Annotated in this window: 9 protein-coding genes; 7 read left to right on the top strand and 2 right to left on the bottom strand. The window is 49.4% G+C overall.

What is annotated here, in order from left to right; translation table 11 throughout:
• The first annotated feature begins 117 nt into the window (after positions 1-117).
• The 6 genes from ACYVE4_RS33410 to ACYVE4_RS33435 all read left to right on the top strand — a co-directional run bounded on the left by ACYVE4_RS33410 (position 118) and on the right by ACYVE4_RS33435 (position 11,050).
• Complete coding sequence (locus ACYVE4_RS33410; RefSeq protein WP_461044764.1) at positions 118-4,104, top strand: hybrid sensor histidine kinase/response regulator transcription factor; 3,987 nt, start codon at positions 118-120, stop codon at positions 4,102-4,104.
• 133 nt (positions 4,105-4,237) lie between these two features.
• Positions 4,238-5,029 (top strand): response regulator, encoded by a 792-nt coding sequence (locus ACYVE4_RS33415; RefSeq protein ID WP_461044765.1) that lies wholly within the window; start codon positions 4,238-4,240, stop codon positions 5,027-5,029.
• Between the two features lie 22 nt (positions 5,030-5,051).
• A complete protein-coding gene (locus tag ACYVE4_RS33420; protein WP_461044766.1) occupies positions 5,052-6,914 on the top strand; it encodes a sensor histidine kinase in 1,863 nt (620 codons plus the stop codon).
• 414 nt (positions 6,915-7,328) lie between these two features.
• Positions 7,329-8,432 (top strand): shikimate dehydrogenase, encoded by a 1,104-nt coding sequence (locus tag ACYVE4_RS33425; RefSeq protein WP_461044767.1) that lies wholly within the window; start codon positions 7,329-7,331, stop codon positions 8,430-8,432.
• Positions 8,429-9,793: an NAD(P)/FAD-dependent oxidoreductase gene (locus ACYVE4_RS33430; RefSeq protein ID WP_461044768.1), complete on the top strand. Its 1,365-nt coding sequence runs from the start codon at positions 8,429-8,431 to the stop codon at positions 9,791-9,793. The genes ACYVE4_RS33425 and ACYVE4_RS33430 overlap by 4 nt, the downstream gene beginning before the upstream one ends.
• An 18-nt stretch (positions 9,794-9,811) precedes the next feature.
• Positions 9,812-11,050, top strand: coding sequence for a DUF418 domain-containing protein (locus tag ACYVE4_RS33435; RefSeq protein ID WP_461044769.1), 1,239 nt, complete (start codon positions 9,812-9,814; stop codon positions 11,048-11,050).
• Positions 11,051-11,080: 30 nt separating this feature from the next.
• Here the strand turns inward: ACYVE4_RS33435 and ACYVE4_RS33440 are convergent, their stop codons facing one another.
• Both ACYVE4_RS33440 and ACYVE4_RS33445 read right to left on the bottom strand, forming a co-directional pair.
• On the bottom strand, positions 11,081-12,241 hold the full coding sequence (locus ACYVE4_RS33440; RefSeq protein WP_461044770.1) for a hypothetical protein: 1,161 nt from the start codon (positions 12,239-12,241) through the stop codon (positions 11,081-11,083).
• A gap of 207 nt (positions 12,242-12,448) precedes the next feature.
• On the bottom strand, positions 12,449-12,829 hold the full coding sequence (locus ACYVE4_RS33445) for a hypothetical protein (RefSeq protein ID WP_461044771.1): 381 nt from the start codon (positions 12,827-12,829) through the stop codon (positions 12,449-12,451).
• A gap of 191 nt (positions 12,830-13,020) precedes the next feature.
• Here ACYVE4_RS33445 and ACYVE4_RS33450 point away from each other — a divergent pair, with 191 nt between their 5' ends.
• Positions 13,021-17,184, top strand: coding sequence for a hybrid sensor histidine kinase/response regulator (locus ACYVE4_RS33450; RefSeq protein WP_461044772.1), 4,164 nt, complete (start codon positions 13,021-13,023; stop codon positions 17,182-17,184).
• Positions 17,185-17,352 lie beyond the last annotated feature (168 nt).

Genomic DNA, 17,352 nt, shown 5'->3' on the forward strand with positions numbered 1-17,352 from the left:
ATAAGGTGTTTAATCAGTAATTTAGGATCACTAGCTTTTTTCATCCTCAGCCCACTTGGCTGATTGGAGTAATTCCTATACTTTTAATGTACTATCCTCTTTCTCTTTTAAGCATTTGTGAAGATCGGTTCGTGGCTTTCGGTTTTACTACTGCTGGCAACTCGTCAGTTGCTGGCTCAGCCATTTATAGCCCGTAATCTGGGTATTCAACACGGCCTGCCCGAGTATTACGTTTCTGGTATTGTTCAGGACAAGGCGGGCTTTATCTGGGTGGCTACTCGGGATGGGTTGGCCCGGTATGATGGGCGACAGTTCAAGGTGTTTCGACACGAGCCGTTCGGGAATCGTTCGCTGGCGAACAACGTCATTTTATCGCTGAAATCGATTTCGGATACTACCCTGCTGATTACGTTTGAAAACTACAGCGTTCAACTGCTAAACCCAGTTACCGAGCAGTTTACGGATCTGCTTTCGGAAAGCCAGCTGGAAAAGAACCAGGTTAAACTGGCCCAGGCAACCTTAACAGAAAGCGACAGACGAGTGTGGGCACGCTCCGAAACGCAGTTGCTGTCGTATGATCGCCAAACGCAGCAGTTTCAAAAATTCCCGTTTTCCCAACAGCTAGGCTCTGGCAAACTATTTCCTGGAAACTCCTTTTTTCTCGATGCGCAACAACAACTATACACAGCGTTTCCAGGAAAGTTGCTTCAATTTGATACGCGTCGTCATACGTTTACGTCCTGGCCGAATCCCTCGGTTGGCATTCCCGGAAAGGTTGAGACGTATTATGGCACGCCCATTATCCAGCGGTCCAACGGTGAGATTATTATAAGTGCTGTCCAGCAACTGTTGCTGTTCAATCCGAAAACACATCAATTCAGAACCATCCCTATTCCGTCTAATGTAAATACCCAGGTTGGACCAATTTACCAGGCCGAAGACGGGAATGTCTATTTTACTCATGCGCTGACCGTTTACCGATTGTCGCCTAAGGATCAAGTGACGCCGATCTGGACGGCTTCCAGCGCCGATTATCAGAATTACTTTCACGCACTCTTGGTCGATCGATCGGGCGTCTTATGGATTGGTACCAATGGGGATGGCATCCAGCAGATCGACTTGCGGGCGTTGCCCATTAAGGCTCATCCGTACCGCGTCAATTTTGTTCATGATGTGCTATCGGAACTAGGCATTTCAGCCCCCTCCTGGACAGAAACGAATAACCATATTTACCGCCTACGATTAGGCGGAACAGCACCCTATATTACCATTGGTTTTGATGGCGATTCGTATCAGTTGCTGCGTGGTGAATCCGCTTCCCGCCAGGTAAAGCGTGTATTGGCGGTTTCTCGAGCCGCCCCCTGGGATAAGACTCTTGCTGGAGTTGACGGCGGTAACGGGGTACGGGTATTATCGGACGGCACCGTCTGGATGTACGACCCGCACCGGGGCCTGCTCAAAGCCAGCCCGACTGGTCAGTTGCTGGATACCTTTGCCTGCCCTGTCAACTGGGTCATGTGCATTCAACCTATGGGGTCGTGGGTCTGGTTGGGTTCTGAGGAAAACGGCCTGTATGCCTACGATACAAAAGCTCGGCGCATTGTGCAGCATTTACGTTATCAGCCAGCCGATTCGACTTCGCTACCATCCAACCATGTTTCCTCGATGGTGGCTGACCCAACGAATCCGGCAGTACTTTGGGTTGGTACGCAGGAAGGTCTTGGCCGGTTAGATACGCGCACAATGCGTTTTCAAAACTGGACTGAAAAGCAGGGGTTGCCCAGCGCTACCATTAATACCTTATTGACTGACCGACAGGGAAATTTATGGTTCAGCACGGTAAAAGGAATAAGCCGCATGAATCCGCAAACAGGCCAGATGCGACACTTCTCAACTACCGACGGGTTGCAGGATATTGAGTACCGCCAAAATCACGCGGTTCAACTGCCCGACGGGCGACTGGCATTCGGTGGTGCTTCGGGCGTAACGGTATTTGATCCGCTGGCTCTGAACGAAACAGCCCAGCCGATACCCACGGTACTCACGGGTCTTCGACTGGCGAACGATCCTGTCGAACCACGGGAAAAAGGTTCTCCGCTGACGCTTCCGCTTAATGCAACGACTAGCCTGCACCTTCAACCCGACCAGAACTTTTTTACCATCGAATTTGCGGGGTTGCAATACAATAAACCGACCAGCCTGCATTACCGGTATCAGCTCATGGGCGTAGATGCCGATTGGGTCAATGCGGGGAGCCACACAGGTGCTAACTACACGCAGTTGAGGCCCGGTTCGTACGAGTTCAAAGTCAATACTGCGGATGCTAGTGGGCATTGGAGTCCACTCATCAAAACGATCCAGATTGTTATTCATCCGCCCTGGTGGAGAACCTGGTGGGCTTATGTCCTGTATGGTCTACTAGTAGTGGGGATCATTCGGGCTTATATCCGGTATCGACTCAATCGGGCGCAGCTCCATCAGGAGATGTTGTTGAAGGAACAGGAAGCTCAGTTGCTCAAAGAAAATGCCGATTGGCAAACTCGTTTCTTTACCAATATTACTCACGAATTCCGCACCCCGCTCACGCTGATCATCAATCCATTAGAGCGGCTTATCGAAACGTCGGTGATGCCATCTCGATCGAGTCTACAGCAGCAGTTTGGGGTTATGCATCGGAATGCTCGTCGATTACTCCGGCTGATCAACCAATTGCTGGATATTGCCAAGCTCGAAGCCGGGCAATTGGGTGTGATTCAATCGAGGGGCAATCTGACTACATTCTTTGCGGAACTGGTTGACTCGTTCCGATTGCGTGCCGAACGAAAAAACATTAAGTTGACCTTTGAGGCAATTGATCTGCCAGCCGATTCACTCATCGATGCTCAGAAACTGGAAACCATTGGCTACAATCTGCTGGCTAACGCCCTGAAATTTACGCCCGATGGCGGATCGATCCAGGTTATTCTTCGTCAGGAAACGTCAACGTCCGAACCCACGGTATGTTTACAAGTCATTGACTCGGGAATGGGTATTCCGGCTGAGCAACTACCGCTCATTTTTGACCGTTTTTTTCAGGGCCGTCAGGCCGAAGGCAGCGTAAGTAGTGGAACAGGAATTGGCTTGTTTCTGGTAGCTGAGTTTACCCGACTACTAGGCGGTACGGTCGCGGTGGACAGTCAACCTGGTAAGGGGACTACCTTTACGGTTAGCCTGCCGCTCAAAGATCCGTCAACGGAACTGGCGGTCTTAGAGCCCCTTCCGGCTGTCCTGCGTCCTACTGCGGTTAAGTTGATAGATGAAGCTACACCTGATACGAGGCCGGTTGCTGCCGATGCTCCGTTGATTCTGGTCGTAGAAGACAATGATGAATTGCGCGAGTTCATTGCCAGGGAGTTGGCTCGCAAATACCGGGTACTTACCGCCCCCAACGGACAGGAAGGCTGGCAGATTTGTTTGCAGGAACTCCCTGAACTTGTCATCTCAGATGTCATGATGCCGCTAATGGATGGTTTCGCCCTGGCGGAGCATATCAAGACGACTCCATTAACAGCCCACATCGCCGTGATTCTGCTGACGGCCAAAACCATGACCGATGCTCGTATTCAGGGTCTAACGATCGGAGCTAATGATTATCTGACCAAGCCGTTTAACGGACAGGAGTTGTTCTTACGAATCAAGAATCTGCTGCACCATCAACGACAACTACGTCAGAAATGGCAACAGCAGCAAGGGTCGTTAGAACGCCCCAAAGAATCCGGGTTAGAAACTACGTCATCAGATGATGATCCATTTTTGGGTAAGTTTTATGCCGTACTGGATCATGAGCTAGCCAATTCGACTTACAGCGTCGAACAGTTAGCAGATGAACTGGCCGTCAGTCAGCGGACGCTTCACCGCAAACTCAGCGCGCTGACGGGGACAAATGCCAATGAACTAATGCGGTCATACCGACTGCGCAAGGCTGCCCTATTCTTACAGGAAGGCTGTTCGGTGTCGGAAGCGGCTGAGAAAGCGGGCTTCGAAGGGCTGTCCTATTTCTCGAAATCATTTAAAGCGCAGTTTGCCATTTCCCCTTCCGCTTATCTGGAAGCTCAAAAAAACTGATTTACGGCTTTGTGATTGCCTACACTAACAAATTGGCCGATTTGTGCTAATGCATTGGCCATTCTGTGCTACCCGTACGGATGCCTCGTCCGCTACTTTTGCTTCGCAATTAATCAGGCAAAGGTCAGGAAGCATGAACACAGATACCCCAAAAAATCAGATTCATATTTTAGTCATTGAAGACGAAGCCGTGCTGGCCATGTACGTCAGTGAACTACTGGAAACGCAGGGCTATGAGGTTGTTGGAACGGCGGATAACGGTCGGGAAGCGTTGGCAATCTACCAGCAAAACCGCGTCGATCTTATTCTTTGTGACATCAATCTGAAAGGTGATTGGGATGGCATCGAAACCATTCAACGGATCGTAACCTTCAAACCCGTTCCCGTCATTTACCTGACGGCTCAAACCGATAAAGAAACCGTCGAACGGGCCAAAAATACCTACCCAGCCGCCTACCTGACCAAACCAATCCGTCCCGACAACCTTCAGATCGCCGTGGACCTGGCTATTCATACTTTCGTACTTCGAAAAGTATCGGCCAGTTTTGAACCGACACACAAACCCGCAACGACAGAAAAAGACCACCACAGCCGCGAAGCCATCCTGCGGATTGATGATAAAGTATTTATCAAACACAACTATCAGTTTGTTTCCATCAATCTGGACGACATTCTGTTTTTGGAAGCCGACAATACGTATACCACGCTGGTGACCAAATCCCAAAAATTTGCACTCCGGTTAACGCTTGGCAATGCTCTCCATCGGCTAGACTTCAACGATCTGATTCGAATACATCGCTCGTTCGTGGTCAACATTAAAAAGTTGAAGGGTTTTAACGAGCGCGAAGTGTTCATCGACTCGTTTACCATTCCTCTTAGTCAACAATACAAGGAAGATTTCATCAGCCATTTTGCCTTCCATTGATATTGTGATCAACCATCTGTTTATGAAATCATTGTTAATGCGGCTGTTGGTGAGCCTGTTGCCGCTCCATCAGTTGGCCGCTCAATCCTCTTCACCAACCACATTTCAGAGGCTGGAACGGGAAATTGCGTCGTTGTCAGATAGCGCTCGTTTCGAACGATTGGCTGCCTTTTATCAGAATAAGCTTAATCCTAATCAGTTTACCCAAGCTGCCAGTGCCATTGCCGAAATGGGCAGGATTGCCGATCGGCTCCAAAATCAAACGTTACGGGGGCGGACGTTTATGGCTAAAGGGTACTTTGAACAGGCGCTCAATAATTCGACCCAGGCAGTCCTTAATTTCCAGAAAGCATCCATTTCGTTCAATGCGCCCGCTAATGTTTCGCGCAAGATTCGGGCCTTACAACGGATAGCGGGTGTTTACATTGAACTGAAAGATCTGGAAATGGCCCAACACTATAGTGAACGGGGATTGGAGATCGCTCGTCGGGCAAATCGGAAGACGGAAATAGCGAATGTATACACGGATCTGGCGACGATTGAAGACATTCGTCAGCATCCTGCAAAAGCGCTTGAGTACAATGGTCAGGCCATTGCCATCTACAAGTTAGTCGGCGGGGATTACCTATACACGCTTTTCAACCGGGCCATTATCCTGAAAAATGCCGGTCAATACGAGGAGTCAACTGCTACCTATCGGCAATGTATGAAACAGGCGGTAGCGCAGCACGACAGCCTACTATTGGGTATGATTTACCTGAATCTACCAAATACGCTCTTGAAAATGAACCAACTGGATGAGGCCGAACAATATATTCGATTGGCAGAAAAATGGTCTCGGCAGCAATCGGAGAACCTGCTTCATCTAAGAAGCATATACGAAACCCTTACGGCTATAGCCGAAAAGCGAGGACATTATCAACAGGCGCTGGCTTATCATAAACAATGGGCTACGTACCGGGATAGTTTGTTCAATTCCGAAAAAAGCCGTCAGCTAATCGAAACGGAAACACGCTTTCAAACCCGTGAAAAACAGCTGCAGATTCAACTGTTGAATCAGGATAACCTTCGGCAGCAGCAGCAAGTAGGCTGGCTGATCGGTGGCGTTTCGCTACTGGTGATTCTGCTGGGGTTGATGGTCTGGCAATACCGAGTTCTTCGTCGAACGAATCGGGAGCTGGACGAAACGAATCATACGCTTTCGGTTGCCAACGAACGTATTCATCAACAGACAGGTCAATTGAAAGAACTCATGCGCGAATTGCACCACCGGGTCAAGAATAACCTGGCTATCGTTTCCAGTCTGTTGTATCTGCAATCGAATCGACTGGAGGATGAGAAGGCCATACAAGCCGTGCGTGAAGGTCAGCAGCGGGTCGAAGCGATGTCTTTGATTCACCAGCAATTGTACCAGACTGACAACGTCACTCGGGTAAGCTTACCCGCTTATATTGGCGATCTGGTTCGGGGCCTGATGCAATCCTTTCGCCATCAGGACAATTTTGACCTGCAACTGCACATCGAACCTATTGACGTTGATGTTGAACTAGCCGTCCCCTTAGGACTTATTCTGAATGAACTGACTACCAACGCTTTCAAGCATGCGTATCATGGCGTTGTAGACCCTCGACTGAGCATCCGTCTGTGGGAATCGGATCAATTATATCTGGAAATCAGTGATAACGGGTCGGGCATCGATCCAATCCAATGGCAGAAACCATCCCGCTCGTTCGGTAAGCGGCTAATCAATTCGCTTGTGAAACAGGCGAAGGGACAACTGACTATCGACAATCGATACGGCACCTGTTTTCAGCTCATTCTCCCCAGAACAAAAAAAACGGTTCCTACTCATAAACTCAGCATCAGTGAACCAGTAACTGCCTAATCACTGCTTCTCATTTTTGAGATTGCATCACAATCCCGAATAGCGAATCTGCCTCGCTATTCGGGATTGTTCGGTTTATTGAACAATTGTATTTTTCTCACTTACCCCAGACATAGTTTCCCTTACAAAATACGAGCATTCACTATCAGACAAACTCACTTCACTAACCATTCTCGGTTTCGAAAATCAGCTCGCCGTAATCTTGTATCGTCTTTAGAGACAGGGAAGTCCAGATAATTCTAGAAAAATTACTATTGCTCAGTAGAATGGCGGATTTGTCTTACTGAAATGGCCAATTTCTGCTAACCCATCGGGGTATCGACCTGGTACTTTTGCCACTGTCAACGCCACCGAGCCGACAGCAGAATTAATCCGCAACTCGATCATTCAACACATTCGCATATACCAGTAACCATGAAAAAATTCGCATTCCTCGTTCACGTTCGCAGCAGCTATCGCACCGATCTGGCCGCCGTCGCTAAACCATTCGGCTGGCTTCCTGAGTCCTTCTATCAATATGCTTTCCGCAACCGTCCGTTCCCACCCTTTGTCTGGAGTAATATTACCCTAACTCCGAATGCAACTGAGCCACAGGGTCACGTGATCATGCTACCGTATTCGGGTCAGCAGTTGCTGCAACAGCAAAAAGCCATGATGCCCCGTATTGAGCAGGGGCTACAGCTAGCGGCATCACTAGGAGCCGAGATTGTAGGATTGGGTGCCTTAACATCACCCGTTACGATGGGTGGCAAATTGTTAACTCAAAATCCACACGCGGCTATCACCAATGGCAATGCGTTTACAGCGGTGATTACGTATCAAAAAATAGCGCAACTGATTCAGGAATGCCCCAAACGGTATCCGGTCGTAGCTTTAGTAGGTGCAACGGGCAGCGTAGGTAGTCTGGTGAGTCAACTGCTAGCCCTTCATCAACCGAATGCTGATTATGTACTGATTGCCCGTAACGAGCGGAAATTGAGAGGGTTGGCAACCAGCATGGTTTCGCTGAATGATGACGTACTACCTGAAATTGCGCTGGGCATGGATCGAGTTAAACAGGCCGATATTGTAGTAATGCTAACCAGTTCCGCCGATGCACTGCTACACGCTGACCACTTGAAACCAGGTGCTGTGGTACTCGACGATACCGTTCCGCGTAATACCCATCCTGATCTGCTTCAGCAACGGCCTGACGTAACGATTCTGGATGGTGGCCTGGTGGCAATGCCGCATCTTCGACTGAGTCGACCTATTGGCGTACCCGATCAGACTTCCTATGCCTGTCTGGCCGAAACGATGCTATTGGCGATGGCCGGTCACGATGGACACTTTAGCATTGGCAACCCAACTTTAGAACAGGCCGAATACATCCGTGGATTGGCTCGACGGTTTGCGCATCTGGGTTTTTGTCCGGCTCCAGATTATAGTTTTGGCCAGCCTGTCAATCCGCAGCCTGCGCCTACTTACCAACCATCTTCTTTCACTACTCTTCCTTCTTTCGAACCTGCATTATCATGAAAACCCTTCCTACTCAAATCGTCCTGCTTGGGGGCGGATATGTTTCCGTCCTGGCCTATCAATCAATGGTTAAACGACTGCGTCGTCAGTTAAAACAAGGCACAGTTCAGATCACGGTTGTTTGTCCATTGCGTGACCATACTTTTCACGGCTGGACCGCCGAAACGCTCACAGGCGTTTTGCAGGCTGATAACCAATTAAGCCCTCTGGCCGAAGTGATGCCGCTAGCTAAGTTATTAGTTGCCCAGGCCGAAGCCATCGACACGGATTGGCAAACTGTAAAAATCCGGCTGGAAGATGGCGCGGAGCAGACGCTTTTTTACGATCAGCTCCTAATTGGTTACGGTTCTTTCGACAGCGAAGCCATTGAAGGAATTCGGGAATACGGTTATCAGGTAAAAGCCCGCGATGCATTTCATCAGACCAGAGACACGCTGTATGATCTGGTCCAGCAAGCAGCCCAAACCGATGCATTAACTGCTCGTCAGCTCCTGACGTTTACCGTAGCAGGCGGTGGTTTTACTGGCGTTGAATTAGCCAGTAATATTATGGAATACGTGCAGCTACTGAAAAAAAGTCATCCATCGCTGCAGACAATCGAGCCGCAGGTTTGGCTGGTTCACAGTGGCTTACACATTTTGGCTGCTTTACCGGAAGGCTGTGAACGACTGGTACAGTATGCTGAAAAAACGCTGGCTGAATCGGGTGTTGAGGTTATTGCAAACCGCCGGATTACGAAGCTGACCGAAACAGGCGTTTTTCTTAATGATGACACGTTCCTGCCAAGTCGGATGGTCATCTCGACGGTTGGTCAAAGCCGGGTACGGTTGAGTGGTACCGGACTGATGGAGCGGGACACCATCGGGCGGCTCTGCACCAATGCAAACCTGCAAATCGCGGGATACGAAAACATTTGGGGCGGTGGCGATGCCTGTCATGTCAAACGGCCTAAAACCGAAACGGCCTGTCCGGCCAATGCACTCTGGGCGATCAAACATGGCGAGCATGTCGGCCGAAATATGGCCCGCGCGGTGTTGGGTCAGAAAATCAGACCGTTTACATTCCGTGGATTGGGCGAAGCGGCCAGCCTGGGAATGGGCAAAGGTATCGGTGAACTGTATGGTATACTATTTACAGGCTGGTTGGCCTGGGTGTTGCGACTGATCTTTTTTCACTACTTCATGCCCTCGCCAACGGTACGACTGCGGGCTATGCGTGACTGGGCTTTTCTATTCTTCCGGGGCAAACGCAAAGGCGTCTGGATGATGGAGCAGAGTCGCAAAGCGCAGACGGTTTCTAGTCCAGGTTATCCTTCATCGATACAGACTGATGCTCATTATGAGCTGGCCGATATTCACTAATTGTAAGAATCGCAGTCTATGGTGTCATCGTTTGACGGATCGGATAAGCGGGTTCATAATCTGGATGTCGTTCGGGGTATAGCAATGTTGGGAATGCTGATCGTTGATTCGCAGACGTGTTCGTTGTTTGCGTTCTTCAGTCCCCAGCAGGTATACCAGCTACAGTTGGACCAATCCGAGATGTATATGCCCGTGCAGTTTTTCATCCATCTCTTCGTCAAAGGGCCTTTTGAACTAATCTACAGTTTTTTGTTTGGAATATGGTTCTATAAACGATGGGAGAGCGATAAACAGGCCGGTTTTGATCCCAGTCGCTTGGCCCAACACCGACTCGGTTTTTTGCTTATTCTGGGACTACTTCACGGCTTCGCATTTTGGTTTGGCGACATCCTGCTCCAATATGCGATCCTTGGTTTCAGTCTGCTTTACTTTATAAAACGATCGGTACGCAGTTTAGGTAGATGGATTGCAGGGTTCGTTCTGCTCGCGATTCTATTACAAGGGTTGATCCAGTCAGCAGGAGACATCGACATACTAAATAGCGATCAGCAAACGGGAAAAGCACTCAGCCGACTGATGACGGCTTGGCAGCGAGGATCAATTTGGGAAGTAATGCACGAGCAAGCTGGAGTGCTCTCGACGCGTTATCACCTATTGTTGAGGCAAGGGCTTTCGTCCTGGATTCTTCATGAAATCATGTTGATAGTAGGCTTGATCGCGGGTAAGTTAGGACTTCCTTACCGTATGGCCAGACTAAAAGTGCGGTTCTCTTTACTTCTCTTATTCTTTTTTCCCGCAGCCTTTCTAATCAAAGGCTTTTCAGTTCTTCTGGAGTTTGGATTGGTGATGTTGCCTGAAGTCGGTCAGCCCTACCAACCGCTACTTGTTTCACTTAGCACATTTATTGGTACGCTGTTACTTACGCTCGTTTATCTACTGGAGATGGGGCTACATATTCGGCTCTATTCATCGAACTGGACGGTTTGGATTGGTCGGGTCGGGCAGATGGGTTTAAGTAATTACCTGTTACAAAGCCTTCTGTGCAGCATTCTTTTTTATGGCTATGGATTGGGACTTGCTGGCCATCTGACCCTATTGGAGTCGCTTGTACCGATACCAGGTATCTATATTCTACAAATTATTTTCAGTAATATATGGCTTAGTTATTATCAACTGGGGCCAATAGAATATCTCTGGCAACGACTGATACATGGAAAGTTGGTACCATCAAACCAAACGGCCATCGTTCGTCCGTGACGGATTATAGCACTCAAGTTATCAATGGGATTACTCGCTATATAGCATAACCTGTGGAGCGTTGCCTTCTTCGACAGCATAAAACGCCGAACCGGTAAGCCAACCAAACTGCGATGACCCCCTGGTAACGGGACGTAATTTCTCACGTTGAAGATCATACCACCAAACGTGCGGTTGTCCTGAAAGGGTGGAGGAAAACAACAATTGATCACCTGAAGGAGAAAGAACTGGCCCTTGAATTGAGCCTTTAACTGGCGTCACAAAAAGGGTTTTGGTCACCGCATCTGTTTGGGAGTCGTATTGAACAATTTCCTGCGCATCAACCGAAGCGAATTTATAGCGATGAATCAGTAGCGAGCGATTGTCGCCCGTCCAAACCATTGTATAGGGCTTTGTTAGGGAGGTTTGCTTATCCGTTTTGGTCGTGGTATCGTAAATCCATACATAGCCCGTGCGTTGATAGTCTGTATAGGCTATTTTCGTTCCGTCAGGCGAAAAAGCGGCTTCCCACACATTGGCGTTGGCAGGAAGTCCAAACTCACTAAACGTAGCTTTTGCAACGTCGTAAATGATGTATTGACGGCGTTGAGTAGTCGGCGCTTCAAAAATAATCTGTTCACCCGTTCCTATCCAGCTTCTAAACAAGATGGGTGAGGAGTAGGTGAGTTTTTGCGCTTTGCCAGTCGTCAATTGGGTTAATGTAACTTCATTTGATACTTGCGTTTGTGCCAGCGCCAGGGTTCCCGAGGGTGATAGATACAGGCTGACGGTGTTGACGGTTGTCAGCAATGGTTTGATGGGTTTGACTTTATTGGGAACAATCAAAATTGGCGTACTCAATTCGGACCAATAATCCCCTTTACTACCTTTTACGGCCACATAGTATAGTTTATCAGCCTGAAGATTAGAAAGTTCGATCTGCTTTTGGTCAGTTGTCTGAACCAACGTCAAAGCCGCTGGGCTGCCCTCAGAAAGCCATACCTCAGTTTTAGAAAACTCCACGGGTTGTGGCCCCGCAGATCCGGCAAACATACTGCCAATAGACTCAATCGTTACTTTATCGTTTTCATAACTTGCCCGGGCGCTCATCAGCAAAGGATTTGCAGGAGAAGGGTCAGGCGCTTTTTTACAACCATAGGTAAAACCCAAACCGAAAAGCCAGAGCAACAGGTGAAAATGCGTCTTTTTCATATCAATTGAATCATGGTGTTTTTAGAGTTATGTTGATTTTTTAGTGAATTGATGGTCTTGTTATCAAGCTTCGGGTTGAACGATATTGACAGTTAAGGTACGTATACAGAAGAGTCCACGAAAATTAAATACCAACTTTTCCTTCGGTGAACGTCAGGCGCGTTTTCGGACTAATGGAAATAGATTCTTATTAAGGGGTTAAGGGCGTTAATTTCTTATTTTCATGTAAGTTACCTCAAATGGCAAGGGGGAAATATTCATTGTTTCTAACAGATCCGAAGTGAGAAAATAGCCACTTACAGTCACCTTTAAGCTATCTTTTTGAAAGGCTGTTCCTAAATTACAACTTCCCCAGGGCGTTCGGTCTGCTTCAGCAACGCCAGTACTAAACGAAGGAACTATCTGGAAGCTAAATTCGCCATTTTTTTGACCTTTTAAGGAAACTATTGCAGGTATATCCTGGATAAAATTCCGACGCCTAAGTCTGCCATAAGAAGACTGACAAGGGGATATTTCACTAGCTGGGTCTTCTTTTTCACAGCCTATGAAGGCTAGTAGCCAAACGAATACTATATGGTTAAAACGCATGACTTTTTAGTTTCAATCAAGATCCAGAAACTCGACGATCCGTTGGAATTGTGTGGACTCCCAAATCGCCCGTGACCTGGGTATACGAACTTTACCTTTCTGTGTTTTAGCCAGGCCATAAGATTATAGGTCAATCGGTGGGCATTTCACTTGATTTTCGCATCTTCGTTCTTTCGACCCTTCTTATGACCATGCAGCAGTCTCCAGGACTGAAGGGCTATTGCCTGATTGTCTGTTTAGTGGGTTTGTGGTATGGAACAGGGCTTTTCGCCAATGCTCAACTGCGCGTTTTACCGCAGCCTGATCGCATCACAGACCGACAGGGATTACCGCAGGCGTATGTACCTGATATCATGCAGGACCAGCAGGGCTTTATCTGGGCCGCTACCCGTGATGGCTTGTGCCGCTTCGATGGCCAGCGGTTTAAGGTGTTTCAACCCCATTCCGACGGCACGCCTTCGTTGTCATACACGGGCATTAGTCAACTTAAACCCGGCCAAAAGGGGCGTATCTGGATCGTCTCGGAACGTAATGATATCGACATCTTCAATCCACGGACTGAAACGTTTGTCAACTTCTCCCGTTTACCTGCTTATAAGCGGCATATGGCAGGAACATTTGCTACGTCGGTGTGTATCGACCAGAAGGATCAGCTATGGGTCGTGGCCAGTAACCAGTCAGACGTGTTTCGTTTTGATCCAGATGGCCGCCAATCGGTCAAATATAGTTTCAAGGCCACTGGGGCAGGTAGCAATCCGCCCAACGCTATTTTTGATATGGTGGTTACGCCCGATGGACAGCTCTGGCTGGCTACCAACCTGGGCTTGTTTGTGGCTGACGAGCGCACACACGTCTTGAAGCCTTATCAACCCGCCAGCCCCAGGCCGATTTCTCAACCATCGCCAGCAGTGATGGTTCCTATCTATAAACTCTTTGTTCGACCTGATCGGAACGGGTCAGATGGGGGAGAGCTACTTTTGTTTTCAGCGCATCAGGTAACGCGGTTTCAACCGCGGACAGGTATCACTCGTTCTTACCCATTACCCGTGTCGGTGAGTAAGCCTGACTGGGTCCAGGCCAACTGCACGGCAGATAGTCACGGGAATGTTTATTTTGTGTACGCCCAGACGCTGATGCGCTTTGCCAATCAAGCGGGCGTTGAGCAGCTGGTCAGTTATCAAAATGAGTCACCCCAAAGTCAGGGTACCCGGCTTTGGGTCGATCAGTCCGACGTACTCTGGGAAGGCACTAAAGGCGCGGGCATCCGAAAGTATGACCTGAAAGCAATGCCATTTCAGACCGCTGTCTATCGGCAGTCCTTTCATCAGGATTTACTGACCAAGCCCTGGCTGGCGATTCCTGCCAACCAGGGTCCTGTTATGCCGCCCCCACAATGGCCAACCAGCTATGACTTTCGCTACACCACCGACGGTCAGGGTAAACTCTGGTACAACACTGGCACCTCGCTGATCGCCCAAATCGACTTACAAACCAAACAAATTACATCAAGACCACTACCTGTTACGTTTCATAACCTTGAGTTTGGCCATCCCCCCTGTCCCTTGGCGACCGACCCTACGGGGCAAGTGTGGGCCCTGCGCGACTCGCTGCTCTGGCAGTATGACCCTCTACGGGCCAAATGGCAGCGCTGGCCACACCCGATTTCCCGCCGAATGACCAAAACCTGGGTTGTGCTCTTCACGGTCGATGCGACTGCTTTCTGGCTGGCTACCGAACAGAACGGGCTGTGGCGTATGGACAAAAAGACGGGGCGTCTACATCAGTACGCCAACCACCCCAACGATACAACTTCCCTAAGTAACAATGCCATTTTTTCCTTTTCCAGCGATCCTGAAGATCCCAACCGGCTCTGGATCGGTACGTTTGGTGGTGGATTATGCGCTTTTGATAAGCGAACGGGCAAATGCCGCCGAATCACGGTCGCTGATGGACTGCCCAACAACGTGATTTATTCGGTCATTCCCGATCAGTCCGGTTACCTGTGGATGGGTACCAACAAAGGGCTCTGCCGAATGAACCGCAAAACCGGACAAATCATCACCTTTACCCGCGAAGACGGTTTATTGGCCGATGAGTTCAATCGCTTTCATTATCTGTATCTGCCTGGCCATCAGAGCGATGGTCGCTCAGCGGATCGTATTCTAATGGGCGGACTGGAAGGCATCACCGCATTTTATCCGAACCAGCTCAGCCAGGACACCTACCAGCCCGCCGTTGAATTAACGGCCATGCAGGTCAATAATCAGCCGTTTATACCCGCTCACCAGCTTCCTATTCAAGCTGTTCAGGAGTTGTCTTTTCCCTATAATCAGAATTACCTTACGGTTGATTTTGCCGTCATGCAGTTCAATCAACCAACCCGCAACCGGTATCGATACCGGCTGGAAGGGCTCGACGACCGATGGACCGAAACAAGCCGACCCCAGGCTATTTATACTTCCCTACCGCCGGGCCATTATAAATTGTGGGTCAATGCGTCCAATACGTCAGGGCGCTGGAGTCGGCATGTTCGTCAATTGGCCCTAATCATTAGGCCGCCATTCTGGGCCACCTGGTGGGCTTATCTGCTGTATGGGTTGAGCCTTATTGGCCTGGTAATCGTGCTGGTGCGAGCCTATGCCAACCGAATCCGACTTCGTCAATCTTTAGCGTTGCAACAACGGGAGATGGCACTCTCTCAGCAGGAAGCAGACCAGCTACGTCAGCTCAATCAGATGAAGTCGAACTTCTTTGCCAACATTACCCACGAATTCCGCACGCCTTTAACGTTAATCCTGGGCCCGACTGAGCAGATGGCAAGCGAAGATCTAGGCTCCCGAAATCAGCGACGTCTGTCGACCATTGAACAAAATGCCCACCAGTTACTCCGGCTGATTAACCAACTGCTCGACCTATCCAAGCTGGAAGCGAATGTTATGCCGGTGCATGCATCACCGGGCGCGTTGACCGATAGTGTGGCGTACTGGCTTCAGCCCTTCATAGAACAGGCCACTCAGCAGGGCCTGACGCTTCGCTTTACTTCCGAGGTGACGGGTTCCTATTACTTTGATGCCGAAAAGCTGGAGCGCATTGTTAACAATCTGACGGCCAACGCCCTGAAATTTACACCCTCAGGCAGTATCAACATATCAATGACGAGGCTGACCGAGGGCGTTCGCCTGACAGTTGCCGACACAGGTACTGGTATTCCCGCTGAACAATTACCCCACATTTTTGACCGGTTTTATCAGGTTGCCCAACCTACCAGTCAGGCTACTCGTTTGGGAAAACAAAAAGCGCTACACGTTGGTACGGGCATTGGCCTGGCCTTAGTGAAGGAGCTGGTGAGTGTTCAGGGTGGCACGATGTCGGTCCACAGCCGGCTAGATGAAGGGACCACTTTTGTGGTGGAGCTTCCGTATCAGCAGGTGACGAATGCTCCATCAGTGCCGGGAGATGGGACGTTGATGACAATAAATGACCAGCAGGAAAATGCTGACCGCACCCGTGTAGTTGCAGATGGGCATTCCTCCGTTATCCTGGCCACTCTAGCGCATGCCACAGCCAACGAGGGAGCGTGGGATTCTTTAGAAGATAGCTCTCCTCGTATTCTGATTGTGGAAGACAATGACGAACTAGCTCATTTTATCGCCAGTAGTTTGCCGCCAACCTACCGCACTCGCCGAGCGGTGGATGGATTGGATGGCTTAGAACAAGCACTGGAACACCAGCCCGATCTGATTATCTCGGATGTATTGATGCCCCGAATGGATGGTTTTACGCTCTGCAGTCGGTTGAAAACGGATTTGCGGACCAGCCACATTCCCCTGATTTTGCTGACGGCTAAGGCGTCAAGGGAAAATCGTCTGGAAGGTCTTTCGCTAGGGGCCGACGATTATCTGACCAAGCCCTTCAACGTACAGGAACTCCAACTTCGGGTTCGCAATCAACTCGATAGCCAGCAACGCCAGCGCGACTGGGTGCGGGCCAGCCTGACACAGCCTGACCCGGTGGCTACTTCATCAGCTACTGCCTCACCTGATCCATTTCTGAGCCAACTCTACGCACTGATCGAAGCCCACCTGGATGATACAACCCTTAGCGTAGACATGATGATTACTGAACTGGGCCTAAGTCGTACCAGCCTGGTGCGAAAGGTGAGATCGCTGACAGACATGTCCCCCAATGAGCTGATCCGCAACTACCGACTGAAACAAGCCGCCCAACTCCTACGGCAGGGCCAGCCTATTACCCAAACGGCCTATCAGGTGGGCTTCGATAGCCCGGCTTATTTCTCCAAGTGCTTTCGGGATCTCTACCAGCTTACTCCCCGTGAGTTTGTCGCCCAAGTCTAATGTATAGGATCTTTATTGGCTGTCTAAAAATGGCAATTTGCCTGAAATAAGGCGCTAGTAAGTTTGTAGGAACAAACAACCACCAGTGTATTCTACCAATCGGACCAACTCCCAATGGTAAGTTAGTGAGAACTTGCTGGCTGATCGCTCCGTCGGCCCGGCCACTTA

It is taken from the genome of Spirosoma harenae (assembly GCF_054776975.1).

What these genes read in the sequence shown, in the direction of transcription:
- ACYVE4_RS33425 (WP_461044767.1), top strand. Translation starts at nt 7,329, where the DNA reads ATGAAAAAATTCGCATTCCTCGTTCACGTTCGCAGCAGCTATCGCACC.
- ACYVE4_RS33420 (WP_461044766.1), top strand. Translation starts at nt 5,052, where the DNA reads ATGAAATCATTGTTAATGCGGCTGTTGGTGAGCCTGTTGCCGCTCCAT.
- ACYVE4_RS33435 (WP_461044769.1), top strand. Translation starts at nt 9,812, where the DNA reads ATGGTGTCATCGTTTGACGGATCGGATAAGCGGGTTCATAATCTGGAT.
- ACYVE4_RS33415 (WP_461044765.1), top strand. Translation starts at nt 4,238, where the DNA reads ATGAACACAGATACCCCAAAAAATCAGATTCATATTTTAGTCATTGAA.
- ACYVE4_RS33430 (WP_461044768.1), top strand. Translation starts at nt 8,429, where the DNA reads ATGAAAACCCTTCCTACTCAAATCGTCCTGCTTGGGGGCGGATATGTT.
- ACYVE4_RS33440 (WP_461044770.1), bottom strand. Translation starts at nt 12,241, where the DNA reads ATGAAAAAGACGCATTTTCACCTGTTGCTCTGGCTTTTCGGTTTGGGT.
- ACYVE4_RS33450 (WP_461044772.1), top strand. Translation starts at nt 13,021, where the DNA reads ATGCAGCAGTCTCCAGGACTGAAGGGCTATTGCCTGATTGTCTGTTTA.
- ACYVE4_RS33445 (WP_461044771.1), bottom strand. Translation starts at nt 12,829, where the DNA reads ATGCGTTTTAACCATATAGTATTCGTTTGGCTACTAGCCTTCATAGGC.